The sequence below is a fragment of the Kitasatospora sp. NPDC093102 genome, assembly GCF_040683915.1.
Classification (GTDB): domain Bacteria; phylum Actinomycetota; class Actinomycetes; order Streptomycetales; family Streptomycetaceae; genus Kitasatospora.
In genome coordinates, this window is the sequence record NZ_JBFBFA010000009.1 from 42,686 (window position 1) to 66,949 (window position 24,264).

At 73.5% G+C, this 24,264-nt stretch carries 14 protein-coding genes; 7 read left to right on the forward strand and 7 right to left on the reverse strand.

What is annotated here, in order from left to right:
* Positions 1 to 48: 48 nt before the first annotated feature.
* From AB0O11_RS15365 to AB0O11_RS15380, 4 genes are all read right to left on the reverse strand, one after another.
* Positions 49 to 3,108: a hypothetical protein gene (locus AB0O11_RS15365; protein WP_363386196.1), complete on the reverse strand. Its 3,060-nt coding sequence runs from the start codon at positions 3,106 to 3,108 to the stop codon at positions 49 to 51.
* Positions 3,108 to 4,979, reverse strand: a complete 1,872-nt coding sequence (locus tag AB0O11_RS15370) for an HSP90 family protein (RefSeq protein ID WP_363386198.1) — start codon at positions 4,977 to 4,979, stop codon at positions 3,108 to 3,110. The genes AB0O11_RS15365 and AB0O11_RS15370 overlap by 1 nt, the downstream gene beginning before the upstream one ends.
* Positions 4,980 to 5,098: 119 nt before the next feature.
* Positions 5,099 to 6,139 carry a hypothetical protein gene (locus AB0O11_RS15375; protein ID WP_363386200.1) on the reverse strand — a complete coding sequence of 347 codons (1,041 nt, stop codon included), beginning with the start codon at positions 6,137 to 6,139 and terminating at the stop codon, positions 5,099 to 5,101.
* A 261-nt stretch (positions 6,140 to 6,400) separates the two neighbouring features.
* Positions 6,401 to 7,195, reverse strand: coding sequence for a hypothetical protein (locus AB0O11_RS15380; RefSeq protein ID WP_363386202.1), 795 nt, complete (start codon positions 7,193 to 7,195; stop codon positions 6,401 to 6,403).
* Positions 7,196 to 7,325: 130 nt separating this feature from the next.
* Between AB0O11_RS15380 and AB0O11_RS15385 the strand changes: the two genes are divergently transcribed.
* Positions 7,326 to 7,865 carry a sigma-70 family RNA polymerase sigma factor gene (locus AB0O11_RS15385; RefSeq protein ID WP_363386204.1) on the forward strand — a complete coding sequence of 180 codons (540 nt, stop codon included), beginning with the start codon at positions 7,326 to 7,328 and terminating at the stop codon, positions 7,863 to 7,865.
* Positions 7,866 to 7,952: 87 nt separating this feature from the next.
* Entirely contained in the window at positions 7,953 to 8,852 is a 900-nt protein-coding gene (locus AB0O11_RS15390; RefSeq protein ID WP_363386206.1) for an alpha/beta hydrolase, read from the forward strand.
* Here AB0O11_RS15390 and AB0O11_RS15395 read toward each other — a convergent pair.
* Both AB0O11_RS15395 and AB0O11_RS15400 read right to left on the reverse strand, forming a co-directional pair.
* Positions 8,835 to 9,332, reverse strand: coding sequence for a hypothetical protein (locus AB0O11_RS15395; RefSeq protein ID WP_363386208.1), 498 nt, complete (start codon positions 9,330 to 9,332; stop codon positions 8,835 to 8,837). The genes AB0O11_RS15390 and AB0O11_RS15395 overlap by 18 nt on opposite strands.
* Before the next feature lie 110 nt (positions 9,333 to 9,442).
* Positions 9,443 to 10,885 carry a glyceraldehyde-3-phosphate dehydrogenase gene (locus tag AB0O11_RS15400; protein WP_363386210.1) on the reverse strand — a complete coding sequence of 481 codons (1,443 nt, stop codon included), beginning with the start codon at positions 10,883 to 10,885 and terminating at the stop codon, positions 9,443 to 9,445.
* Positions 10,886 to 11,190: 305 nt separating this feature from the next.
* Between AB0O11_RS15400 and AB0O11_RS15405 the strand changes: the two genes are divergently transcribed.
* Complete coding sequence (locus AB0O11_RS15405) at positions 11,191 to 13,188, forward strand: N-6 DNA methylase (RefSeq protein ID WP_363386212.1); 1,998 nt, start codon at positions 11,191 to 11,193, stop codon at positions 13,186 to 13,188.
* 2 nt (positions 13,189 to 13,190) lie between these two features.
* Here the strand turns inward: AB0O11_RS15405 and AB0O11_RS15410 are convergent, their stop codons facing one another.
* Entirely contained in the window at positions 13,191 to 14,690 is a 1,500-nt protein-coding gene (locus tag AB0O11_RS15410; RefSeq protein WP_363386214.1) for a serine/threonine-protein kinase, read from the reverse strand.
* A gap of 274 nt (positions 14,691 to 14,964) precedes the next feature.
* On the opposite strand from AB0O11_RS15410, the gene AB0O11_RS15415 reads away from it, so the two are divergent.
* From AB0O11_RS15415 to AB0O11_RS15430, 4 genes are read left to right on the forward strand one after another with little or no spacing between them, the layout of a single operon-like run.
* Positions 14,965 to 16,467 carry a PD-(D/E)XK nuclease family protein gene (locus AB0O11_RS15415; RefSeq protein ID WP_363386216.1) on the forward strand — a complete coding sequence of 501 codons (1,503 nt, stop codon included), beginning with the start codon at positions 14,965 to 14,967 and terminating at the stop codon, positions 16,465 to 16,467.
* A 3-nt stretch (positions 16,468 to 16,470) separates the two neighbouring features.
* Positions 16,471 to 17,625 carry a hypothetical protein gene (locus AB0O11_RS15420; protein ID WP_363386218.1) on the forward strand — a complete coding sequence of 385 codons (1,155 nt, stop codon included), beginning with the start codon at positions 16,471 to 16,473 and terminating at the stop codon, positions 17,623 to 17,625.
* Positions 17,618 to 21,220, forward strand: a complete 3,603-nt coding sequence (locus AB0O11_RS15425; RefSeq protein WP_363386220.1) for a hypothetical protein — start codon at positions 17,618 to 17,620, stop codon at positions 21,218 to 21,220. The genes AB0O11_RS15420 and AB0O11_RS15425 overlap by 8 nt, the downstream gene beginning before the upstream one ends.
* A gap of 26 nt (positions 21,221 to 21,246) precedes the next feature.
* Positions 21,247 to 24,243, forward strand: a complete 2,997-nt coding sequence (locus AB0O11_RS15430) for a DUF3962 domain-containing protein (RefSeq protein ID WP_363386222.1) — start codon at positions 21,247 to 21,249, stop codon at positions 24,241 to 24,243.
* Positions 24,244 to 24,264 lie beyond the last annotated feature (21 nt).

Below are 24,264 nucleotides of genomic sequence, written 5' to 3' on the forward strand. Positions count from 1 at the left end.
GGGGGCCCGGGGTCTCATGGCCCCCGGCCCCCGCCCGCAGCGGCGCAGTCACTCCCCGGCGAACCGCTCCCGCAGCTCGGCCAGCACCTCCGCCGCCTCCGGCAGCCCGGCCGCCTCGCAGCGCGCGATGCCGGCGGTCAGCCGGGCCATCGCCGCCTCGGTGCGGCCGAGGTCGCTGCCCTCGATCAGCGCGGCCAGCCGGACGGCCTCCGCCCGCGGCGACTCGGCCTGCCCGCCGCCCGCCTCGTACTCCGAGACGGCCCGCTCGACCTCGGCGAGCGCCTCCTCGTACCGCCCGGCGACGGCCAGCGAGCGCGCCCGCTCGTAGTGCGAACCGCCGCGCAGGTACCACGGGTTGTACTCCTCGCCGCGCCGCTCGGCCGCCGCGCCGACCGTGTCCGCCTCGGCCAGCAGGGCCAGCGCCGCGGCCAGCCCCTCCTCGCCCTGCTCCCGCATCGTCAGCCGGGCCAGCTCCCGCAGGGTGGCGGCCAGCTGGTCCACCTGCGGCGCCTTGCCGTGCGCCTCGCGGGCCCGGGCCAGCGCCGCCTCGGCGGCGTCCCAGCGCTCGGCCCGGGCGAGCGCCAGGGTGGCCTCGCAGGCGACCATGGTGTGGGTCTCCTGGTCCTCCCAGCCGGCCACCAGGTCGGCCAGCCGCAGGTACTCCTCGGCGGCATCCCGGTACTCCTCCAGCTCGGACAGGCCCCGGGCGAGGTCCAGCCGGGTCTGGGCGAGCATCCGGACGTCCAGCCGGGCCGCCGACGCGTCCAGCAGCACCGACTCCAGCACGGCCACCGCGTCCGCCGCCCGGCCGGTGTCGCGCAGGACGTCGGCCAGCTGGAGGCGCACCCGGGCGGCCTCCTCGACCGCCTCGGCGCCCTTGCGGTCGTAGCGCGCGGCCGCCTCCGACAGCGCGCGGACCGCGCCGCCGAGGTCGCCGACCTGGAGGCAGCAGTGGCCGAGCATCATGTACGTCGGCGCGTACGGGTAGGAGTCGTCGCCCCAGCGCACGGCCTCGGCCAGCGCCCGGTGGAACACCTCGACCGCCTGGCCCGGCTCATGGCTCTGCAACAGCACCTGGCCCAGCAGGCCGAGCACCCGCGGGGTGTGCCAGGGCAGCTCAGCGGCGTCCAACTGGGCCAGCACCTCGCGCAGTTCGGCCTCCGCCTCGGCCAGCCGGCCCTGCCGGGCGGCGGCGTCGGCCGTGTACTGCCGGGAGGTGGCGGCCCGCCGTTCGGAGCCCAGCTCCACGGCGGTCCGCCGGTAGGCCCCGACCGCCGCCTCGAAGCGCTCGGCCACCACGGCGGTGGGCTCGGGCTCCGCCTCGATCAGGTCGTGGTGGGCGGCGTAGGCGCGGACCTGCAGCACGATCAGGTAGTCGTCGTCGGTCAGTTCGCCGCCGGCGCGCAGCTCCTCGGCCCGGACCAGCGCCGCGTCGAGCGCCGCCCAGTCGGCCTGCCTGGCTCCGCGCGCGCCGTCCTCACCGTCCGCGCCCCCGACTCGGTTCGAGTCGCTCTCGCCCCCGTCGCGCTCGCCCCCATCGCTCCCGTTCCCGCCGCTCTCGCCCCCGCCGCTCTCGCCCCCGTCGCTCCCGTTCCCGCCGCTCTCGCCCCCGTCGCTCTCGTCCAGGTCCGCGATCAGCGTCCGGGTGCGGCACATCAGCGCCGGCCCTGGCAGCCCCGCCTGCTCGAACAGTTCGGCGGCGGCCAGCAGCCCGGCCTTGCCCTCGGCATACGCGTCCCGCTGGAGCGCCTCGTGGGCACGCTGCTCGGCGAGTTCGGCGCGCAGCCGCTCGGGGCCGCCCAGTTCGGTGCTCTCCGGGTGGACGAAGTCCGCGGCCCCGACACGCTCGGCGACCCGCTTCCACAGCCGCTCGGAGTCCGGGTGGCCGAGCAGCTCCAGCTCGCGGGCCCGCAGCACCAGGGCGGTGAAGTCCTCCGGCTCCGGCTCGGTCGTCCGGCGCGGCGCGGGCGCGACGGCCGGGGCGGCGGACAGCTCGGGCGCGACGGCGGCCCGCACGCCCAGCGCCAGCGGCTCGGCGAGCAGCGGCTTGACGGCCAGCCGGGCACGCCGCTCGGCGCCGACCGCGCCCGTGCCGTTGCGGGCGTCGAAGCGGGCGGCCAGCGCGTCGGCCTCGGCGCGCACGTGGGCGAGCAGGGAGGCCACCGTCCAGGCCGTGCCGGCCGGGCCGCTGACGGCGAGTTCGCCGTGGCCGGCCCGGGCGAGCTGGGCGACCAGCACCTCGACACCGGTCAGGAAGTCCAGCCGGGAGGCCGGGTCGCCGGTGACCGCGAACAGGGCGCGGTTCTCGGCGAGCAGCTCCAGGCCGCGCGGCTCGTTGCCGGACAGCGCGCAGAACTCGATGTGCAGGCCGATCGCGCGCAGCATCGAGGCCTTGCCCCGGGCGTAGCGGTAACCGGAGAGGTGGCCGGAGCGGGCCTCGTCCGGCCGGCCCTGGCGCAGCTGCGCGAGCAGCGCGGTGGCCTGGCTGAGGTAGGGCTCCTGCTCGCAGCCGGAGCGGCCGTCCAGCACCGGGGCGAGCACCTCCAGCGCCCGGGCGTCGTCCCCGGCGGCGAGGAAGTGCCGGGCACGGGCGCGGGTCTCGCAGGCGTGGCAGTCGCTCAGCTCGGAGCGCGGGCGGGCCGCCCACAGCTCGTAGGCGTTCTGCACGTCGATACCGGTCTGCGCGGCCAGGTGGTAGCGCTGGGCGTAGTACGGCTGGAGGCCGTGGCCGGCCGCGCGGTAGCGGTCGCGCAGCTCGGTGTGCCAGCGTCCGATCGCCGCGAGGGGGACGTCCGGGGTGTCCTTGAGCGCGTCGGCGACCCACTTGAAGCGCCAGAACACCTGGTGCCGGGCCCACTCGCCGAAGCCGTCCGGGTCGGTGTCCCAGAGCTTGAGGATGCGGGCGAAGACGACCGGGCCCTTGCTGCGCTCGCCGTCGTACTCGTAGGCCTCCATCAGCTCCAGCAAGGCCATCGAGCGGATCCCGGTGTCGTCGAACTGCTCGGCAGCGTCGACGAGTTCCTCGGCCGTGACGGTCCTGGTCCGGCCGTACGGGCGGGCGTCGTTCTCGCGCAGCGCGGCCATCACCGCGTCGGGGGTGTCCAGCATCACGCCTCCGTCTCGCCGTCGCGGCCGGAGCCGGCCGCCTCGTGGCCGAGCATCGCGTGGTCGAGCAGGCTGATGAACGACCGGTTGAGCAGGGCGGACTCGCTGGCCTTGAGCGGACGGCGGGTCATCAGCACGGCCTGCCCGTACAGCGCCTCGACGGCGGTGACGGCCAGCTCGCGGCTGGTGACGGTGGCAGCGCGGCGCACCAGCGGGTTGAGGTGGTTGAGCACCAGCTGGGCACGGGGCACCTCGGCGCGCAGCGAGCCGAGGATGTCCGCCCACAACCCGTCGGCTTCGTCGGCGAGTTGGGCCCGGGTGCGCTCGTGCCGGGCCTCCCGGTTGTCGAGCAGCAGGGCGGGCGCGCTGGTCGGGTGGAAGCTGCGCAGCGCGACGTCGCAGTCGAACCGGCCGACCACCTCGCGGGCGATCGCCAGGAAGGCGTTGGCGGCCAGCTCGACGGCCGGGTCGACGGTGTCCAGGTGCGCGGTGACGGTGCCCGGGTCGAGGTCGGAGACCGAGACGCCGGGGCGGATCTCGGGCAGCCGGTGCACCAGGTCGTGGTCGTACGTGTAGCCGCCGTTGACCACGCCGAGCCCGGCGGCGCCGGCGATCGGGGCGACCTGGCGGAACTCCTCGACCGTCCGGGTCACCAGCACCACCGGGTGGCTGCGGGCGAACTCGTCCAGGGTGACGTTGCCATCGGTGGTCTCGAACGGCAGCCAGGGCAGCATCATCCGCAGCAACTCGTCGTCGTAGCGGGCGAGTTCCTTGACGGCCAGGTGGTGGACGGACAGGAAGCGGTGCAGCAGCGCCGGGTCGCTCGCGGACAGGCCGGTCAGCCAGTCGCGGATCCGGGCACCGAGCGCGTCCCGGACGGCCGCCAGCGTCTCGTCGGCGTACAGGCCCTCGCGGGAGGCGGTGGGGCGCAGCCCGTCGGTGTCGACGACGCAGCGGACGAAGAACGCCCAGTCCGGCAGCAGTTCGTCGGCCTGGTCGGAGAGCAGCATGCCCTTGAGGTGCACCCGGTGGCCGTTGCGGCGCGAGGGCGGAGCGGCGTCCGGCAGGACGTACGCGACGCCGCGCAGGCCGACCAGCGGCAGGTCCAGCTCGATGGTGTCGAGCGGGGTGAAGTCGAAGGCGGCGCGGCAGTACTCGGTGAGCGCGTCGCGCTTGGCCAGCGGGGAGGCATGGCGCTCGGCCCACGGCGGGGTGCGGTTGACCCGGTGCTCGGTGCCGTTGGCGTCGATCACGGTGACGTCGTGGCGCAGCAGGCTGCCGAAGTCCCGGGCGAGGGTGAGGACCCGGCCGGGGCGGGTCCACTCGGCGGCGTCGGCGCGCGGGGCCAGCGTGACGGTGGTGCCCGGCTCGGGCTTGGCCGAGGCGGGCAGGGTGCGGATGGTGTAGCTGCCGTCGGAGCTGCCGCGCCACTCGATCGCCGGGGCGTCCGGGGTGGCGGCGGAGCGGGTGACCACGGTGATCTCGTCGGCGACCACGAAGCAGGCGAGCAGGCCGATGCCGAACTGGCCGATGAAGTCGCCGCGGGCCCGGGCCAGCCCGGCGCCGTCGAGCCGGCCGTCGGCGTCGCGCTTGGAGCTGCGGCCGATGGTGGCGAGGAAGGTGTGGACGTCCTTCTCGGTCAGGCCGATGCCGGTGTCGGTGACGGACAGCACGTCGTCGGCGCGGACGGTGATCGTGGCCGGCGCCCCGGGGTCGAGGGCGCGGCGGGCGGAGATCGCATCCACCGCGTTCTGCAGCAGCTCGCGCAGGTAGACCCGCGGGCTGGAGTAGAGGTGGTGGGAGAGCAGGTCCACCAGTCCGCGCAGGTCCACCTGGAAGGTGTGCGCACTCGTCGGGTTGTCGGTAGGGGACACCGGAGGCTCTTTCGATCGCGGGGTGGATGGCGGTGGTGGGTGACGGAGGTGGGTGACGGAGGTGGGTGACGGAGGCGGAGCGGGTGACGGTGGTGGCGGGTGACGCGGCAGGGTGCGGCTCAGCGCCAGTACGAGGTGCAGCGGTCCCGGTGGGCGTGGAAGGCCTTGGCCGGATCGTCCGACAGGTAGTACCAGGGCGTGTTGGTCACGCAGCCGTCCAGCGCGTCGAACAGCAGCCGCGCGGTCTTGGGCTGTTCGGCGAGGGAGAAGACCATCGCGAAGGCGTTGAAGCTCGTCTGCCAGCCGCGCACCGGCTCGAAGGCCGGGTGCAGGACGGACCGGAAGGCCGCCTCCTGGAGCCCGGCCACCACGGCCGGGCTGGTCAGGTAGGCGCGGTCCTCGCCGTCCGGGAGGGCCAGCCAGTGCTCCAGGTGCGCGAGGGCCACCAGCTCGCCGAGCAGGCTGCCCTCGGGGGCGGCGAGCATCGTGGCACGGGCGAACTCGTGCATCTCCTCGTGCGAGCCGCCCCACTTGGCGCTCAGCTGCTGCAACCGGACCCGGTGCGAGCCGGCGTTCCCGGGCGCCCGGCGCACCGAGGCCTCGAAACGGCAGGTGGCGACGTCCGGACCGAGCGAGGCCCCCATGGCGCTCATCTGGAGGAAGTCCCAGGGGGCGTGCCAGGACGGCTCGCGCTCGGCGACCTCCAGCAGCTGCTCCTCGGCGGTGTCCAGCCGCTGGTGGAACACCTTCCACCGGTCCTCGGCGACGTCCTTGGCGGGGGCACTGCTCCGGGCCTCCCAGCCCCAGACGACGTGCCGCGCACCGGACAACGCCAGCAGCAGGGTGTCGTCCGGGGTGTCGGCCAGCGCCCGGGCCGTCCACTGCTCGACCCGGGGTACGTCGGATATCGCCGCGACCAGGAAGGACAGCTCGGCATCGTCGGCGGCGGCCAGCGTGGGGCGCAGCGCAGCCCAGTCCCCGGCGGCGGCCTGCCGGAGCGCCAGGCGCACCGACTCGTCCCCGTACGTCGGGTCGAGCCGCGGCTCGGCGCCGCCGGTGGCCGCGGACGATCCGGCGCCCCGGCGGCCGAACCCGAACCCGCGCCACCCGGCCCGGTCCTGCGCGCCCTCCCCGCCGGAGCGGCGTCGGAACAGCGGCATGTCTGGCCCCCTCGAACGTCATCGGCATCTTTCGCATGGCCGCACGGTGGCCACGAGATAGGTACATATCACGGTCGACTGACATCCGTTTGCCCAGCCCAGCGCCCCGGGCCGCGCGGAGAGAGGCGGTGGACCGGCCGCCCGCCGCGCGGCACGGCCCGGACCGGATCGAACACCCGAGGGGAGGAGGCCCGGCCCGCACGGCCCACGGCCCGGCCGACGGGCCCTCAGCCCACGCCGAGGCCCTCGGCCGACGGGCCCTCAGCCCAGACCGAGCCCGGCGTCCGGCGTCTTGCCGCTCTGCGCCTGCTCGATCCGCTTGACCAGCATCACCGCGAACTTCCGCGTCGCGGCCACGTCCACCGGACCGCCCTCGCTGGTCACGCTCGCCACCACGGTGCCCGAGCGCACCACGATGCCGACGCCCTCGCCCTCGGCCAGCGGCCCCTGGAAGGCCTGGCTCTCGCTGCCCAGCGCCGGGGTGTCGACCTTCCTGAACGGCCCCGCGGAGTACGAGGCGTAGTTCTCCTTCAGCCGCTGCGCCGCCGCGTCCCGGCTGGGCAGGGTGTCCACCAGGAAGCGGACGACCACGTCCCCCGAGGAGAACCGGACCGACCCGCTCAACGGCTTGCCGGCGCAGGAGGCGGCGGCGGCACCGGTGCAGGTGACCTTGTGGTCGGCGGTGTCGACCTTGCGCTTCTCCTCCTCCCACCCGGCCATCGCCTTGGCGTCCGGCAGCACCTGCCCGACCACCTTGTCGTCCAGCAGCGCCGTCTCCAGGTCCCCGCGAGGCGCTTCCGCCGCGGCCGGGGCCGGTGCGGAGGCGGGCGCCGAACCCGCCCCGGGCGCGGAGGGCGCCGCCGGGTCGGGCGCGCCCCCGGCCGGATCGGAGGCGGAGGCGGACGCCGCAGCCGTACCCGCCGCCGGACTCGCCGCGGACGAGGCCGCAGACTCCGCCGCGCCGACGCTCTTCGACCCCCCGGAGGAGCACCCGGCCAGCACGCCCGTCAGCACCCCGGCCGCCGCCACCGCGGCGAGCACCCGCCGACCACCCATCCCCATCGCCCTCCCTAAGCCTGTCAGTGACCCCTCAAGATAGCCGCAGCTCCGCCCCCACCCACCGCCGGGCCCCGCGCCCCCGTCCAGTACCGTCCCCCGGGTGCGACGACCGCCGACGGGGGGCGACATGACGGACGCGACAGGCGCAACAGGCCCGGACAGCCGACGACCGGACCCGGCCCCGCTGGTGCGCGCCGCCCAGCAGGGCGACGCACTGGCCCTCGACGAGGTGCTCGGCCTGCTGATGCCGTACGTCGGCCGCGTCTGCGCCCCGATCGCGCTGCAGGACGCGCCCGACGCCGCCCAGGAGGCGATGATCGCGATCGTCCGGAACCTGCACCAGCTCAAGGCCCCCGAGGCCCTGTTCGGCTGGGCCCGGGCCATCGCCGCCCGCGAGGCGGTCCGGTTCGCCACCCGCCGGTCCCCTCGCCCCGAAGCCCCGGCCGAACAACCCGACGACCACGACCCCGAGTTGGCCACCGACATCCGCGACGTCCTGGAACGCCTCCCTCCCGACCACCGCGCGATCCTGACGCTTCGCCACGTCGAGGGCCTGGACGAGAAGTCCGTGACCGAGATCCTCGGCCTTCCGCTCGGGACGGTCCGTTCACGACTCTTCCGCGCCCGCCACGGCTTCCGCGCCGCCTGGGGCGTCGAACACCGCTGAGCCCGAAGAAATCCACCGCGCCCGGGGAATGCGGCACCCTCCCCCGCCCTCTCCTCTCCTGAGACCACCCCCAGGAGGGAGACCCCGATGCCCCACCGCCACCCGCTGCCCGGCCCCCGCCCGCTGCCCGACCTGCCCGGCGTGCGCCACCGCCACGTCGACGCCGACGGCGTCCGCCTCCACCTCGCCGAGGCCGGCCAGGGCGTACCGCTGCTGCTCCTGCACGGCTTCCCCCAGCACTGGTACGCCTGGCGGAAGGTGATCCCGCTGCTCAGCGGCGAGTTCCGGCTGCTCTGCCTGGACCTGCCCGGCTTCGGCTGGTCGGAGGCACCGCGCCACGGCTACACCACCGACGACCGCGCCCACCTGGTGCTCGCCGCCCTCGACCGGCTCGGCCTGCCGCGGGTGGGCCTGGTCGGCCACGACTGGGGCGCCTGGACGGGCTTCGAGCTGGCCCTGCGCGCACCCGAGCGGTTCACCGGCCTCCTCGCGCTCAACATGACCCACCCCTGGCCGCGGCAACGCGCCCTGCTCGGCACCGCCTGGCGGTTCTGGTACACCGCGCTGTTGGAGTACCCGGGCGTCGGCCGCCGGGTGGTCCGCCACCGCCCCGGACTGCTCGGCCATCTGCTGCGGCGCGCCACCGCTGCCGAACACCCGTGGCCCGCACAGGAGTTGGCAGAGTACGTGAGCGCGGGCAGCACTCCCGAGGCGGCACGCGCCGCCGAGCGGCTGCACTGGGGGTTCGTCGTCCGGGACATCCCGCGCCTGGCACTGGGCAGGTTCAACAGGCGCCGCCTCACCGTCCCCACGCTGCTGCTCGGCGGCGAGCAGGACCCGGTGATCCGGCCGTCCCTGCTCTCCCCGGCCGGTGTTCCCGCCGACGAGCTGCGCACCGAAGTCCTGCCCGGCTGCGGCCACTTCCTCCCGCACGAGCGGCCCGAGGCGGTCGCCGAAGCCGTCCGCCGCCTACTGTCGTGCGCGTGACCTCTCCCCGACCCGCCTCTCCAGCCGGTCCAGCAGCACCTCGCCACGCCGCTCGGTGACCCCGCCGAGGAGGTGCTGCACCGGCCCGGCGCCCGGTACCCGCAGGCTGCCCAGCAGCGCGAAGCGCGTCCCGTCCCCGTCGGGCACGGCCGCCATCCCGCCGAGCAGCACCCGGCTCTGCATCAGGCACCAGCCGCTGCGCAGCACGATCTCGAACCGCTCGCGGTGACCGACGACGCTCACCGCGAGCCCCTCCAACCGCCCGTCCCACCCGTCCGCCGCCGGCCCGACCTCGAAGGAGCGCAACCCGCTGATCAGGCCGGGCAGTTCGCCGGACAGGTCGCTCGCGACCGCCCACACCTGGTCGAAGCCGGCCGCGAGGCGCCGTTCGGCGAACAGCGGCCGCCCGGCCCCGGCCGCCGCGAGCACCCGCAGCCGCCGCACCGGGTCCAACTCGACCGTCGGCCACCCGTCCGCCATGCCCGTCCCTCCCACCGCGCGAAGCCCACCGAAGACGGTACCGGCCCGCGAACGCCGGCGGGGCGGCGACCAACCGGTCACCGCCCCGCCGCTACGACCCAGCCGGTGGATCAGACCGCCGGAGCCGGGAAGGTCGGGTACTCGACACCCGAGATGTACTGCACGACCCGGACGACCTGGCACGAGTAGCCGAACTCGTTGTCGTACCACAGGTACAGGATCGCGTTGTCGCCCTCGACCTTGGTCGCGCCGGCGTCCACGATCGAGGCGTGGCGCGAGCCGATGAAGTCGCTGGAGACCGCGTCGGGCGAGTCGGTGAAGTCGATCTGACGCTTCAGCGGCGAGGTCAGCGAGATGTCCCGCAGGTAGTCGAGGACCTCCTCGCGGTTGGTCTCGCGCTTCAGCTGCAGGTTCAGGATCGCGATGGACACGTCCGGCACCGGCACGCGGATCGAGCTGCCGGTGATCTTCGCCTTGAGGTCCGGCAGGGCCTTGGCGACGGCCGAGGCGGCACCGGTCTCGGTGATCACCATGTTCAGCGGCGCCGAGCGGCCGCGACGGTCGGCCTTGTGGTAGTTGTCCAGCAGGTTCTGGTCGTTGGTGAACGAGTGGACGGTCTCCACGTGGCCGCGGACCACGCCGTACTCGTCCTCCATCGCCTTCAGCGGCGGGACGATGGCGTTGGTGGTGCAGGAGGCACAGGAGATGATCTGCTCGTCCGGCTTGATCATGTCGTGGTTGACGCCGTGCACGATGTTCGGCACGTCACCCTTGCCCGGGGCGGTCAGCACGACCTTGGCGATGCCGGGGCGCAGGTGCTTGGACAGGCCCTCGCGGTCGCGCCACCTGCCGGTGTTGTCGATCAGGATCGCGTCCTTGATCCCGTACTCCGTGTAGTCGACCTTGGCCGGGTCGTCGGAGTAGATCACCGTGATCTCGTTGCCGTTGACGACGATCTTGTTGTTCGCCTCGTCGACGGTGATCGTGCCCTGGAACTGGCCGTGGATCGAGTCCCGGCGCAGCAGCGAGGCGCGCTTGACCAGGTCGTCGCCGCCGCCGTTGCGCACGACGATGGCCTTCAGCCGCAGACCGTTGCCGGACGCCTTCTCGATCAGCAGGCGGGCGACCAGGCGGCCGATGCGGCCGAACCCGTACAGCACGACGTCCTGCGCGGACCGGCGCTCCAGCTTGTTCTCACCGGTGGCACCGGCGACGGCCCGGGCGGTGAACTCCTCCACCGACAGGCCGCGGTCGTCCGCCTTGTACGTCGCGGCGAGCATGCCGAGGTCGATCTGCGAGGGGCCGAGGTCCAGGGCGGTCAGCGCCTCCAGGAACGGCATCGTCTCGGTCACCGAGAGCTCCTCGCCGGCTATCTGCCGGGCGAAGCGGTGCGTCTTGAGGATGCTGACCACCGACTTGTTCACCAGGGAACGGCTGTGGAGCAGGACGGTGACGTCCTTCTCCCGGTGCAGCCGCCCGATGATCGGGATCATCGACTCCGCGATCTCCTCGCGGTTCTTCCAGTCCGTGAACACGTCGTCGTTGACAGTCACAAGTCCATCTTTCGAGCTGAGGGTGTTGCCCACATGGTAGCTTCGCCCGCTCCCGGCCCAGCGGCCGGTCCCTCCTTCGCCCGCCTCGCCCGAGCCTCCCACCTGCGCTTTCCCCACCTCCCCACCGCCAAAGGTGATCACCGCCACCCCTGCGCCGACGCCCCGCGCCCCCTCCCGGCCCTCCGCGACATGCGACTGTAAACTGAGTCAAGTAACACACTGACCGGCGACGCAGCGGCGCGATAAGTTGGAGGCAAGCGACGCCGACCCGCTCGAACCCGCCGCCCGCGACCCCGGAGAGTCTGATGCAGCAACCTGCCGAACCGGTCGTCTCGGTCACCCTCGCGGAGATCGCCCGCATCGCCGGGGTCGGGCGCGCTGCGGTGAGCAACTGGCGTCGTCGGCACGACAGTTTTCCCGGCCCGGTCGGTGGGACCGATGCCAGTCCCCAGTTCTCCCTGGCCGAGGTGGAGGACTGGCTCGATCGGGAGAGGAAGAACAAGTCGGCGACCGGTCGGCTGGAGCGGCTCTGGCCGCAGATCGAGGCGCTGGGCGACCGGAACTCGATGGGCATGGTGCTGTCCGCGGTCGGCGCCGAGCTCAGCCGTCCCGGAGACGCGGACGCCCTGCCCGTTCCCTCACGGTTGAACCCGGCGCAGGGAAGGCTGCTGGAGCAGGCCGTCCGACTGGCTGAGCACGAGGGTGCGTCGAGGACATTCGGCTTTCTGCTCCAGCGTTGGCTCGCCACGCACGTGCGGCAGATCGTCACCACACCCGAACCACTGGCCGAGCTCATGGTCGACATCGCACGGCGATATGTCGGCGCCCCCGTGCGCACCGTCGTGGATCCCGCCTGTGGTACCGGATCTCTCCTTCTCGCAGCGGGTCGGCGATGGGCCGATTCCGGTGCGCCCGAGCTCCTGGGGCAGGACGTCGACCCGGTCCTCGGCTCGGTGGCAGCCGCCCGGCTGTTGATGGCGGGGGCGACCGGGCGTGTCTCGGTCGCGGACACCCTGCGGGCCGATGCGCTACCGCCCACGGGGGCCGATGTCGTGCTGTGCAGCCCTCCCTCGAACGAGCGGGACTGGGGCCACGCAGAACTCGCGACCGATGCACGGTGGCTGTTCGGACAGCCTCCCCGCACCGAGCCGGAGCTCGCCTGGGTGCAGCACGCGGTCGCCACCCTCGCCCCGGACGGCATTGCCGTCATGGTGCTGCCACCCGCAGTCGCGGCGCGACGGGCCGGGCGACGGATCCGCAGTGCGCTGCTGCGGACCGGCGCCCTGCGCGCGGTCGTCGCGCTCCCCCCGGGAGCCGCTCCCCCGCACGGCGTGGGCCTGCACCTCTGGGTCCTGTCCCGGCCGTCCGAGGACCCTGCCGGTTCCACCGTCCGGCTGGTGGACACCGTCGGACGTACGGGTTCCCCGTCACCGGGACGGTCCGCGATCGACTGGCCCGCTCTGCACGGGCTCGTCCTTGAATCGCTGGAGAACGAGCAGTCCCCGGCCGGCGTGTCCGTACCGGTCATCGACCTCCTGGACGAGCAGGTTGACCTGACCCCCGCTCGGCACGTCCCGGCGGCCGATTCCGCGGTCGCCGTCAACCTGCGCCAGTCCTGGACCCGGTTCGACCTAAGACTCAGCGAGACCCGGGACCTCGGACAGGCGCTGTCCAAATTGACTCCCGCCCAGAACGACGGAACGGTCACCAGCACCACCGTCGGCGAGCTGGAACTGGCCGGGGCGCTGGAACTGCGCACCGGGCAGGGCCTCCCGGAGGATCAGCTGCACCGCGGAGACCGGCCGTCCGACGGGGTTCGCGTCCTGACGGTGCCGGATCTCGTGAACCCAGACGGCCCGCGCCACTGGCTGTCCGCTGCCGAGACCGACAGTGGCGAGCGGGCGGGCAGTGTGACGGTGACGTCCTCTCAGGACATCGTCGTGGTGGGCGCGCTCCGGGCTTTCGATGCCTGGGTCGACGTCGAGGCCCCGACGGTGCTCGGCCCGCAGCTCCACCTGATCCGCGTCGACCCCACGGTCCTCGACCCCTGGTTCCTGGCCGGCTGCCTTCGGTCGCCGGCGAACGCACGGCAGGCGGGCACCCACGCGTCGACCTCCTCCCGCGTGGACGTCCGTCGGCTCCAGGTGCCCCGGCTGACGCTGGAGGATCAGCGGGCCTACGGTGATGTCTACCGGCGGCTCACCCAGTTCGACCATGCGGTACGCGAACTGGCCGACGTAGGTGGGGACATCAGCCGGGCGCTCGGCGAACTCCTCGCGACCGGCCGACTTCCCCGGGGTTGAGCTCAGCCCCGGGGCAACAGCGCCAGGTAGCGCCGGACCTCCGCGTGCCTGCCGCACTCCGCCAGCTCCAGGGCCGTCTCACGGCAGCGGGCCAAGACCCGGCCGGGCATCTCCACCAGGCCCGCTACCTCGTGGACCACGTCGGCCCAGCCGTCGAAGGCCCCCTGGAGATCCCCGGCCGGGACCAGGCACTCGGCCGCCCCCACCCGGGCCTCCAGCGCGAGAACCCGGAACTCCGGCGCGGTCTTGTGCTCCAGGACCTTCGCGGCGGCTCGGTACAACGGACCGGCGTCCTCCCAGGCGCCGCGCAGCCGTGCGGCGTCCGCACAGATCAACTGGGCCCGGGCCACCGGTAGATGGCCCAGGCCCCAGGACCTGCGGGCCGCCTCCAGTTCCTCGTCGAGCCGCCTGGTGGCCGGGCCGACGCCCGGCCCGGCCATCTCGGCGGCAGCGAGGGCAAGCAGCTCGTCGAACTGGTCCCGGTCGGCCCCAAGCCGCACGGCTCGACCCACCGGACGCCGGCGGGCCGGTCGCCTGGTCTCTTTGGCGACGGCCGCCGGCGCGGGCGCGGCACCGGGGAGCCGGTGGCGTGCGGTCGGGTCGGGAACGAGCTCAGGGTTGGGCGCGGGCGAGCCTGCGGCGGGCAGGTGGGGCCGGAGGACGTCGAGGGCCCGGGTGAGGCTGTCGAACCGCTGGTACGGGTCTTTGCTCAGCAGCTGCCAGACGAGGTCATCGATCTCGGACGGGATCCCGCCCCGGTGGTCGCTGACGCGCGGGGGAAGATCCTGCTGGTGCTGGGTCGCACAGTTGCGGTCGGGCCGGTCGGTGAACGGCTGGCGCCCGGTCAGAAGCTCGAACAGCACGCAGCCGAACGAGTAGTGGTCGACGCTCTTCGTGACCTTCTGCTGCCCCTGGAGCTGTTCCGGGGCCATGTAGCCGACGGTTCCGGGAGTGGCGCCGTAGGCGGTGTAGCGCGTGGCGTCGGGATGGTCCGGCAGGGCAACCCCGAAGTCGATCACCTTCGCCGACCCGTCCACGGTCAACACGATGTTGCCGGGCTTCAGGTCGCGGTGGATGACCTGTCCGGCGTGGGCGTGGACGAGGGCTTCGGCGATGTCGACCGCGATGGCGATCGCGGCGCCGATCGGCAGCGGCCGGAACCGATCGAGAAATTTGTCGAGCGGGCAGCCGTCGACGAACTCCATCACGAGGTAGGGAGCATCCCGGTGGAGGCCTCGGTCGAGCAGACTCACGATGCCGGGGTGGTCGAGGTCGGCGAGGAACTGCCCCTCACGCTCGAAGCGGTTGAGCAGCTCGGTCCTCTGACGGCTGCGCTCGGCCGGGCTGAGGCGCCCGTAGTTGTACTGGTCGGCGCGGATCTCCTTCACCGCGACCAGCCGCCCCGTCTCCTTGTCGACCGCCTTCCAGACGCGCGCCATCCCGCCCTGGCCGAGCAGTTCGACGATTCGGTACCGGCTGCGGACGACTTCGTCCTCTTCCATCCTCACCCCTGGTGCGCCGTAGCATCGTGCGCGACTTACCATACCGCCCGTGATCGAACACAATGCCATCGCTTGACTAAGTTCACAGAAATGCGCTCTCCTGGAGTCCGGACACCACGGCTCCGAAACCCTGAGGGGGTCCCATCCTGTGACCGCTTGGCAACCTCCGGCCGGCACGGCCGGCGATCACCGCCTCATCCGCACCTCGCTCCCGCTCCTGCAGGGCGACTCCCGCGGCTGCCCCCGTGGAACTGCGCTGCGGGCCCGACCGCTGGTGCAGCAATCCCCGCCGCGCTCCCGCCGCAAGCCGGTCCAGGACTTCTCCCTCGCCCCGGTCATGTCGGCCCTGGACGCGATCGAACACGGCGGGGCCGGAGTTGACGACGCCCTTCGGCAGCTCCGCCGACGGCACGACTGCCACCCTTCCCACCTTGCCTGGGCCGCCGAGGCCGTCCAGAACGTCCTCGCGGCACGGGCGGAGCACGTCGCCCACCACTTGCCCGGACCGGGGGCCCTGCCGACGGAGGACATCTGGGTGGCCGCCGCCGAGCTCGCCACGCCGGACGCCCGCGGGGCCGTCCGGTACGAGCGCACGGCCTGGGGTCGCCGGTACGCGTCGGCCGACGGCCGGCTCCGGGAGATCTGGCTGCTGTCCGTGAACTCAGTAAAGGATCGAACCGCCGCAGAGATCGCCGAGGCGGCCGCCGTCGCCGTGACCGGTGTTCCGTCCGTCGCCGGATTCGGTGAGCCCTACCGCCCGACGGGCGCCGGCGCCATGCTCCCCGAGCAGGTCCGCGTGGTGGCGGTCGGCTGCGGTGACGGCTCCCGAAGGGTCCTCGCGGACTGGGACGCCGAGGAGGCGGTACGTCAGTACACCCGGCACGCGAAGCCCGCACTGGCCCGCGTCATCGACCTCAGGGCGAACCAGACCAGTCCGGGTTCGGCCTGCGTCAACTGTGAGGGGCTGCCGAGCTGTTCGCAGCCGCCCACGATCCCACTCCTGCTCGGCGTGAACCGCCCGCGCCGGGTGCGCCGACGACGCAGCGTCTCCGTCTCGGATCTCCGCACGCACGCCACCTGCCCCGCCAAGTACCACCTGACACGCGTCCTGCACCTGAAGTCGGCCGAGCCGGAGAGCGCGGCGATCCGGCGCGGCCGCGCGGTGGACGCCTGGCTCAACGAACAGCACCGGGTCCGGCACAGCTGTCGGGCAGCTCTGCTCCCCGATGTGCTGCCGGGCCTGACGACGGAGGAGACCGGGCCTGCCGCCCGGATGATCGCGGAGCACGCCGCCGTCTGTCCGCTCGACGGCCTGCCGGAGGACGAGCAGGTGGAGGTCCAACCGCGCCGGACGGCGTACGACCCCGAGCTCGACGCCGTCGTCATCGCCGACCCCGACCTGCTGTACACCGACGCCGGGGGGTGGGTCTGGCGCGAGACCAAGACCGCGGCGTCCCGCCCGTGGGAAGGCCGACCGCTCATGGAGTCGTTCCCTCAGCTCGCGCTCGCCGTCCTGCTGATGTCCGCCGGGGTGCTCGGCGGCGATCCGCGCCGCTCCCGGATCGAACTGGAGCTCCTGTACGAGGACGGCTCCGCATGCGAGGAGCTGTGCCCGGCCGACCCCGGGACGGTCGAGGAGGCGAGGCGGGTCATCGCCGCCCTGGCCGGCCCCTGGGCCGCGGACGAGACCTGCACCGCCACCCCAGGCCACGGGTGCACCGGCTGCGAGGCCCTGCGCTGGTGCGGCCCCGGCCTCGGCCACACGGCGGGGAGCTGACCCGTGCGTCCCACGTCCGACCTGCCCCCGCACGCCGCGACGTGGTCCGCACACGACGGACTGCCGCTGCTGCGGACCCTCGCCACGGCGCTCATCGGCCTCGAAGCGATCACCGGCCTGGACGGATTCTGCCTGCCGTACCCCGCCGAGGCCCAGCGAGCCCTGAACCGAACCGTCCTCACGTGCCTGTTGCAGGGTGCCGAGCCGCCCACCAGCATCCCGGAGCTCCTGCACTGGTGCCGGTACCGGCCGGTGTCCGACTGGCCGATCGACCTCCCGGCCGATGCGGTCGGCAGCAAGGACCTCCTCCTCGATCCGGACTCCGGCCGCCCCACCGAGCTCTGCCACGAGTGGGCCGACCGCGCGGCCGACAGCGCCGTGCACCAGCGCGACCGCGAGATCATCAGGACCGCGCTGCGACTGTGCCGCGAGTGCGGCGAGGAGGACGCCTACACGGAGTTCCGGCGGCTGCTGGTGAACCGGCCGGTACTGACCTCAGTGGGATTCTTCGAGGTCACCAACGACCATGTGCTCGACCCCGTCCGCGAGTTGATCCGCCGGATCTACCTTCCGGTACCGGCGAGTCACCTTCGGGCCGGGGCCTACGCCACCTGCGCGCGCTGCCTGACACTGCTGCTCCCGGTGCAGGACGGCTCGTGGTGGTGCGAGCGCGATCACTGCCGCCGGCAGGGTCCGTCGCCGGTCGGAGATCTGTGGCCGGCCGACGATGTCGGCGAACTCCTCCAGCTGGAAAGGCCGTTGCGGCAGTTCGTCACCGGCCCCGGCCGGGCGGAGACCGACCTGGAACAGGCGCTGACCGGACTCGGGCTCCGGGTGCGGATGTGGCCCGGCTTCGACGCCTACGACCTGCACGTCACCTTCCCCGACGGACGGGTCTGGGCGGTGGACGTCAAGGACTGGACGCACCCCGCGTTCCTGGGCCGGACGGCCCGACCCGTTCCGCCGGAACCGCCCTACGACGAGGCGTTCTGGGTGGTACCCGGGTACCGGGTCGACGACCGGCCCGACTACCTGGACGTCTACCGACGGCACCGGCCCGCCTCGGCACTGGGCCTGCCCCTGCTCACCGACGCCGACCTGATCGACCGCGCCGCCGCCCGGCTGCGTGGCGCCCCCGTTGGAGGTACCCGTGCGTGACCGCGACAGCTGGCACCGGAAGGTCAGCAGGGAGCTCGGCCGGGTGTGGCGCGGGATCCCGGCCGAACTCGGCGACGTCAAGCCCTCCCTGCTCTGCCAGGTGGAGCTGACCCTGCGTGTGCTGGAACGCATCGCGCCCGACGAACCGGCCGCCGGCGCCCACACGCTGCTCGCCGGGTACCCGTTCGCCCGGGCGGCCGGGCTCGCCGTCACCCCTGGCCACGAGCTGATGCTCACGGCCGTCCGCCACCGCGTGTGGGTGCTCCGCCGTCGGCGGGCCTGGCAGCAGGCGCTGGAGACGTACCTCGCGCTGCCCGAGCGGATGCGGGCATACCACGTCGCGGAGGACGGCGGACCGGTTCGTCCGCTCCGGCCGACCGTCGCGACCGACCGGCTCGATGTCTACGACGCGGCACTGGCCACCCTGCCGGACTTCGACCGCCGCCGGCTCCGCCTCGCCCCCACCGGGCGCAGCACCTTCGTCGAGCGTCGCCGGCCGGCCTCCGTCACCTTCCCGCCGGAGTTGCGGCCCACCCCGGCGCCGGGGCACGACCTCACGGCCCTCCGGACCAATGGCGGAGCACCGATCCGGTTGACCCGTACCGACCTCGCCGACACCGCCCGGTGGATGGACCAGGCCGAGGCCGCGGCAGACATCCCGAAGCGCGGGCACTGGGAGCAGCGGCTCGACGAACTCCGGCTGGCTCCGCGCGGCGCCGACGGCCGGTCGTTCACCGACGCCGACGAGCTGTGCCTGGACCGCATGCTGCATCTCGTGGGCATGGTCGGTGCCGGCAAGAGCACGCTCATGACGCTGGTGGCCGTCTTGGCGGCCCGGCGAGGCATGCGGACCACCCTGGTGGTCGGCGACGTCGCCGAACAGCTGCGGCTGAGCACACTGCTGCGGGACCTGGGGCTGCCCGCCACCCCGGTGCTCGGCCCCACTACCCGGGAGACGCACGTCCAACGGCTGCATCGCAGGCTGGCCGCCCGCGGCCTGGACAACCTGCTCGACCACGACGACCCGGGCTTCGACGACCTGAGCACGGTCTGCGTCGTCGACGCCCTGCGCGGCACCGAGGCCACCGAACCGCTCCGGTACGCCGACGCACCCTGCACCTCGCTGCGCCCGGAGCGGACCGAGGCACCCGAGATCCTCGACGCGGACGGCCCGAAGCCGATCGCTCTCCCCGAGACCTACCGTCCGGGCGCCACCACCGCGGCACCGTCCTCCGCCGACCGCAGGCCCACCGGACAGCAGCACGGCTGCCCGGTCTGGAGCGCCTGCCCGCGTCACCGCAGCGCCCGCGAACTGGTGGAGTCGCTGATCTGGATCGCGAACCCGGCCAGCCTGGTCCAGTCCTCGGTGCCGAACCATCTGAACGAGGAGCGGCTGCGCCACCTCGAACTCGCCTGTCTGCGCAGCGACATCGTCATCGTGGACGAGGCGGACTCGGTGCAGATGAAGCTCGACGAGATCTTCGCGCCGTCCGCGACCCTGGTCGCGCCCGGGCCGGAGTCCTGGCTGGACCAGCTGCACACGCACAAGATCGAGGAGCTGTCCCGGCGGGGCCGGCTGCCGCTGACCGACCAGGAGGTCGAGCGCTGGTCCGCGTCCCTGTCCGTGGTCACGGCGGCCACGGACCGGCTGTACAAGCGGCTGATCGACGACGGGGACCTGCGCGAGTGGGTGGACATCGAGTACTTCAGCGCCTGGACGCTCCAGGAGAAGCTGTTGGCCGACTGGTTCGAACCGAACGGCTCCCCCGGCGCCCCGGACGGTGTCGCCGACGAGTCCGAACTCTTCGAGGCGTACGAGAACGACGATCCCGAACCGGAGCCCGAGGCGCCGGCCCACCAGAGCCTGCGCGCGGCCCTGACCTCCGTCCTCGACCGGTTCCGCGACGACCCGCTCGGTGGGCTCGGCCCGTACGGCGACCCGACCGACGACCTGGTCAGGCTCGCTCAGGACCTGCTGGCCACCCTCTCGGACTCGGGCACCCGTCGCCGGGTCGTCACCGTCCTGAAGGAACTCCTCACCGACGCGCCCGCGCCCTCCGACGACCCGAAGTGGCTCGACACCACGGCCCGCCGGGTGGAGTTCATGCTGCTGCTCTCCGCGCTGAACCAGCGGCTGGAACGGCTGACCTTCCTATGGCCGCAGGTGGAGGCCGCGCTGCACCTGGACTCCACCGGCAACGACTTCTCCCGCCGTCCGCCGCTCGACTACGCGCCCCTGGTCCCGGAAGCTCCGATGGGAAACGTGCTCGGCTTCCAGTACCTGCCCGACGACCGGGAGAAGGACGATTCCGGGCGCCACAGCGGCACTCTGCGGTTCTTCCGCTGCGCCGGCGTGGGCCGGGAACTCCTGCTCTCGCTGCACGAGTTGGGAGCCGACCCGGCAGCCGGTCGGCCGGGGCCGCACGTGGTGCTGATGTCCGGCACGAGCTGGGCCGGTTCGTCCACCCGGGCGCACGTGCTCGCACCGGTGGGGGCCGTCCTCAAGCCGTCCCGGCGTTCCCTGGAGGCGGTACGTCGCAGTGCCTTCCGCACCCGCTTCCTCTACGACGACAACAGCAAGCCGATCAGCCTGTCCGGCACCGATCCCAAGGCCCGCCCGGCCGTGGCCCGGGCGATGGCCGCCAGGCTCGGGAGCCCGGGACGCGGCCAGTCGCCGAGCCCGTTGGAGGAGGAGCTCGCCCTGGTCGGCGATGACGACCGGCGGCGCGCGATCCTGCTGGTCGGCAGTTACAAGGAGGCGAACACCGTCGCCGACGTCCTGCACGGCATCGAACGCTGGCACGGGCGGGTGCGCGTCCTGGCGGCGGACGACGCGGACCTGGAGCAGGCCGTCCGGGGCGGCGGCCCCGCACCCACGCTCTCCGGGCACGCCACCGCCCTGCGGCGTGGCGACCTCGCGGCCTTCGCCGAGGACCCGCGCGCGGAGGTCCTCGTCGCGCCGCTGATGGCCGTGGAGCGCGGCCACAACATCCTCAACGCGCAGCGGAACGCCGCCTTCGGCACCGCGCTCTTCCTGGCCCGGCCGCACCCCCGGCCCGACGACCTGGCCCTGGCGATCTTCGCGATCAACGACTGGGCCACCCGCTTCGTCCGCGACCACCCGGGCCTCGACCAGGGCACCTTCACCGCACTGGTGAACCAGGCGGCGACGCTGGACGCTGCCGGACTCGCCTTCCGCCAGGTGGCCCGCCGGGAGTGGCGCCGACTGCTCGCCCGCCGGTACATCTACTCCCGCCTGTCCGAGGCCGAGAAGCGGGCCTTCGTCTGGGACCAGCTGGTGACGATCTGGCAGGTCATCGGCCGGCTGGTCCGCGGCGGCGTCCCGGCCCGGGTGGTGTTCGTCGACGCCCGGTTCGCCCCCAAGCTGGCCCGGGCGTTCGCCCCGGGCGTCCAGATGGCGGCACAGCCCTCCGACGACGGCCTGCTGACCGGCCTCCGGTCCGTGCTCTCCCCCTACTTCGACCCCGGAGCCGACCCGGCGCGGTTTCCCGATCCCGGGGATCCGGCATTGGCCCGCCTGCTCTATCAGCCGCTGTTCGAGGCGTTGACCAGCCTCACCCACCACCGTAACTGACCACCCAGCACCGATCGGAGGCCACCATGGCCAAGAAGTACCAGACCATCCGCACCGCCGCCTGGACGCCCGTCTCGCCCGAGTCCTCGCTCACCGCCCACTACCGCGCCCTGCCGTTCCCCGAGGAGTGGCGCGAAGCACTGCTCGATCTCTGCAACGCCGGCCGGTCGCCGCAGGCGGAGCCCTACCGGACGGTCCCCACCTGGCGGCTGGACCAGGTGCTCCAGGCCCTCGCCCCGGACGTGATCGTCCGGCCCCGCCCCTCCTTCCACAAGAACGAGGCCCCGGACTTCTGGCTCTACGCCCCGGCCGAGGTGGCCGACCCGCTGCCGGGCCCGGCGCTGCGCGCCCTGCTCGCCGCATGGCTGCGCGATCTGCGCCCCGAGCCCGAACACCGCACCCGGCGCCGCGAGGTCGAGGCGCTGTTGGCCGCCGATCCTCCGCGGTGGCAGCCGGTCGAGGCAGAGCTGCTGCGCTGCCCGCCCACCAAGGGCGGCACCGCGGCGCCCGAGGCCCGTCAGTTCCAGCTGACGACCGACCACCTGGCCCGCCGGATCCTCGCGCTGGAACCGTACGACTCCGGCGCCGGCAAGCTGCACTTCCGCGCCGTGCCGCGCGGCCCCCGCGACCAGGGCGCGGAGCTGGTCTCGCAGCCGCTGCCCTGGGACGGGAAGGGCGACCGGACCTGGTGGTTCTCGGTGGTCCTCAACATCACCCTGCACACCGTGCCCTTCCAGCCGTTGCCCCGGCTGCACCTGCACACCCACGTCCGTCGGTGGGCGACCCGCACCAGTCCGACCACGGGCCGGCTGCGACTGGCGTTCGGGCGCCGGACCTCCGTGCTGTTGCGCCCCCGGGTGCCGTGGCTGCCCGGCGCGCCCGCAAGCGAACGGTTCGCCGTGGCGCGGCTGGAGTGGAACCGCGCCGCCAAGGCCATCGACTGGGTCGGCGGCGGCCCCGCCGGAATGCTGGCCGACATGTCGCTGACCGAACCGTTCCCGGACGCGGACGCCATCCTGAGCGCCCCCGAGGACTGGCTGACGGACATGCGTGCCGGTGTGGTGTACAGCACCGCGATGGGCGGCCACGAGGTCGGCGCCGGCCTGATGTCGAACCAGCGCTCGCAGATCGTCCGCTGGGCCGAGCAGGCGCTGCCCGAGCAGCTCCGCCCCGCCCCGGCCCTGGAGTACTCGCGGCGGGCCACCACCAGCAGGCCGGTGAACGTCCCGGCCAAACCCTCCAAGGAGATCGAGAAGGCCGCCGAGGAGGTCCGCGTGGCCGCCGCCCGACGCGCCGGCGCGGCCTTCGCCCTCGACGCCCTCGATGCCTTCGCCACCCCCGACGACGCTGACGGGGTGCCGGACCGGCAGCCCGTGCTGGAGGCGCGGCTGCTGTGGCAGACCGCCGAGATGCGGGACACCGCCATCGCCGCCCTGGTCGACCACCTCGGTCTCAAGGACGACGGGACGCGGCCGACCGCAGAGGACTACGAAGCCGCCGCCCCCGGCAGCCCCACCGTCCTGGAGTGGGATTCCGCCGAACTGACCGTCCGGCTGCGTTGCCTCAAGCTGACCGGCCCGCTCGCCGGCAACCTGTCACTCGGCGAGGGACGGCCCACCCGCGCCGCCGTCACCACAGCACTCAGCGCCCGCCGGAGCGAGGTCCGCGCCTTCCTCGACGCCGACCGCATCAACGCCGTCCCGTCCCTGGCCCTGGTCGAGATCGACCGCCGGGAGGACTTCAGCACGCCCGATCACGACCCCAAGTTCGCGCTCCGCCTGGGGTGTGCCGACGCCGGTGTGCTGACCCAGTTCATGGCGGTACCCAAGAAGTTGAAGGGCTACAACAGCGAGAAGAACGCGGACTTCCGCGCCCGCAAGGCCTGGGACGACGGGCTCCGGCAGCTCGGCGTGCGCGTCCACCCCGAGCACAACCTGGGTGAGCAGCTGCCCGCCGACCTGCAGTACGCGGCGGTGTGGATGGTCCGCAAGAACGCCCGGAGCCGCACCCGGTGGGCCGGTCACGAGCCGGTCGCCGTCCGGGTCGTCCCGACGCACCCCGGCACCGGCCTGGCGCGGGTGGAGGGCTGGGACCGGAAAGCGGACAACGGTGCCGGCAGGTGGATCCCGTACCCGGCGTTGCTGCTCCGGCTGACCGCCCTCTCCGAGGTGCCGTCCGCCGTACCCGCGCCGCGCGGCGGCGAGGAGCAGCCGGCCGAACGCCCGTCGTGGTGGCAGGACATGAAGCGGCAGCGGCAGGAGACCGAGGAGTGGCTGCAGAAGGTGGTGCGCTCGCTGCGTGGCACGCCCACCCTCATGCTCGCCCACGCCCAGAACTGCCGCTCGCACTGGACCTGGCTGCAGGACGGCCAGAGCGAACGGGACCGGATCCGCACCGGGCTGTCCGTCCGACCGATCGACCCCGACCTGCGCCTCGTCCGGGTCCGCACGGCCAGGGGCCGTGAGACCGCCCAGTGGTGGGGCGTGCACCGTGACCCGGTCAACGGCGTGAACGGCCTGCCGGCTGATCTGTGGACCGACCCGACCGTAGCCGATGGCACCGCCCGGGTGTTCTGGTCGACCACCCCCAAGGCCTTGCAGTTCAGGCAGTCCGCGGTGGAGGCGGACAAGCTCGCCCCGCGCCCCCTCCAGGCCGGCCCGCGCAAGGGCGAGCTGACCGTCGACACCGACAAGGCGGCGTGGAACCCGGGCCTGGTCGAACTCGCCGTCCTCGGCTGCCACCCGGCCGACGGCGACGACCCGGAGGCGCTGGCCATGGCCGTCCACCAGCTGCGCCAGGCCCCGGACCACGCGGACGCCCTCAGCCTGCCGCTCCCGCTCCACCTCGCCGGCCTGGCCCAGGAGTACGTCCTCCCCACCCTTGCCGACGAGAACTTGGCCACCGACCCGGCCGCCGACACCGACCCGGACACCGCCGAGGCCGCAGGCCTCGCCCAGGCCCCTGAGCCGGACAGCGACCCCGAGCAGCTCTCACTGTTCGCCGCGGACAGCGTTGTCGCGTAGGTGAAACGACCGGGGCCCCGC

Bases quoted from the DNA above. Each gene is read 5' to 3' on its own strand.
- AB0O11_RS15390 (WP_363386206.1), top strand. From the start codon at position 7,953: ATGCCCCACCGCCACCCGCTGCCCGGCCCCCGCCCGCTGCCCGACCTG.
- AB0O11_RS15410 (WP_363386214.1), bottom strand. From the start codon at position 14,690: ATGGAAGAGGACGAAGTCGTCCGCAGCCGGTACCGAATCGTCGAACTG.
- AB0O11_RS15375 (WP_363386200.1), bottom strand. From the start codon at position 6,139: ATGCCGCTGTTCCGACGCCGCTCCGGCGGGGAGGGCGCGCAGGACCGG.
- AB0O11_RS15380 (WP_363386202.1), bottom strand. From the start codon at position 7,195: ATGGGTGGTCGGCGGGTGCTCGCCGCGGTGGCGGCGGCCGGGGTGCTG.
- AB0O11_RS15430 (WP_363386222.1), top strand. From the start codon at position 21,247: ATGGCCAAGAAGTACCAGACCATCCGCACCGCCGCCTGGACGCCCGTC.
- AB0O11_RS15365 (WP_363386196.1), bottom strand. From the start codon at position 3,108: ATGCTGGACACCCCCGACGCGGTGATGGCCGCGCTGCGCGAGAACGAC.
- AB0O11_RS15385 (WP_363386204.1), top strand. From the start codon at position 7,326: ATGACGGACGCGACAGGCGCAACAGGCCCGGACAGCCGACGACCGGAC.
- AB0O11_RS15395 (WP_363386208.1), bottom strand. From the start codon at position 9,332: ATGGCGGACGGGTGGCCGACGGTCGAGTTGGACCCGGTGCGGCGGCTG.
- AB0O11_RS15405 (WP_363386212.1), top strand. From the start codon at position 11,191: ATGCAGCAACCTGCCGAACCGGTCGTCTCGGTCACCCTCGCGGAGATC.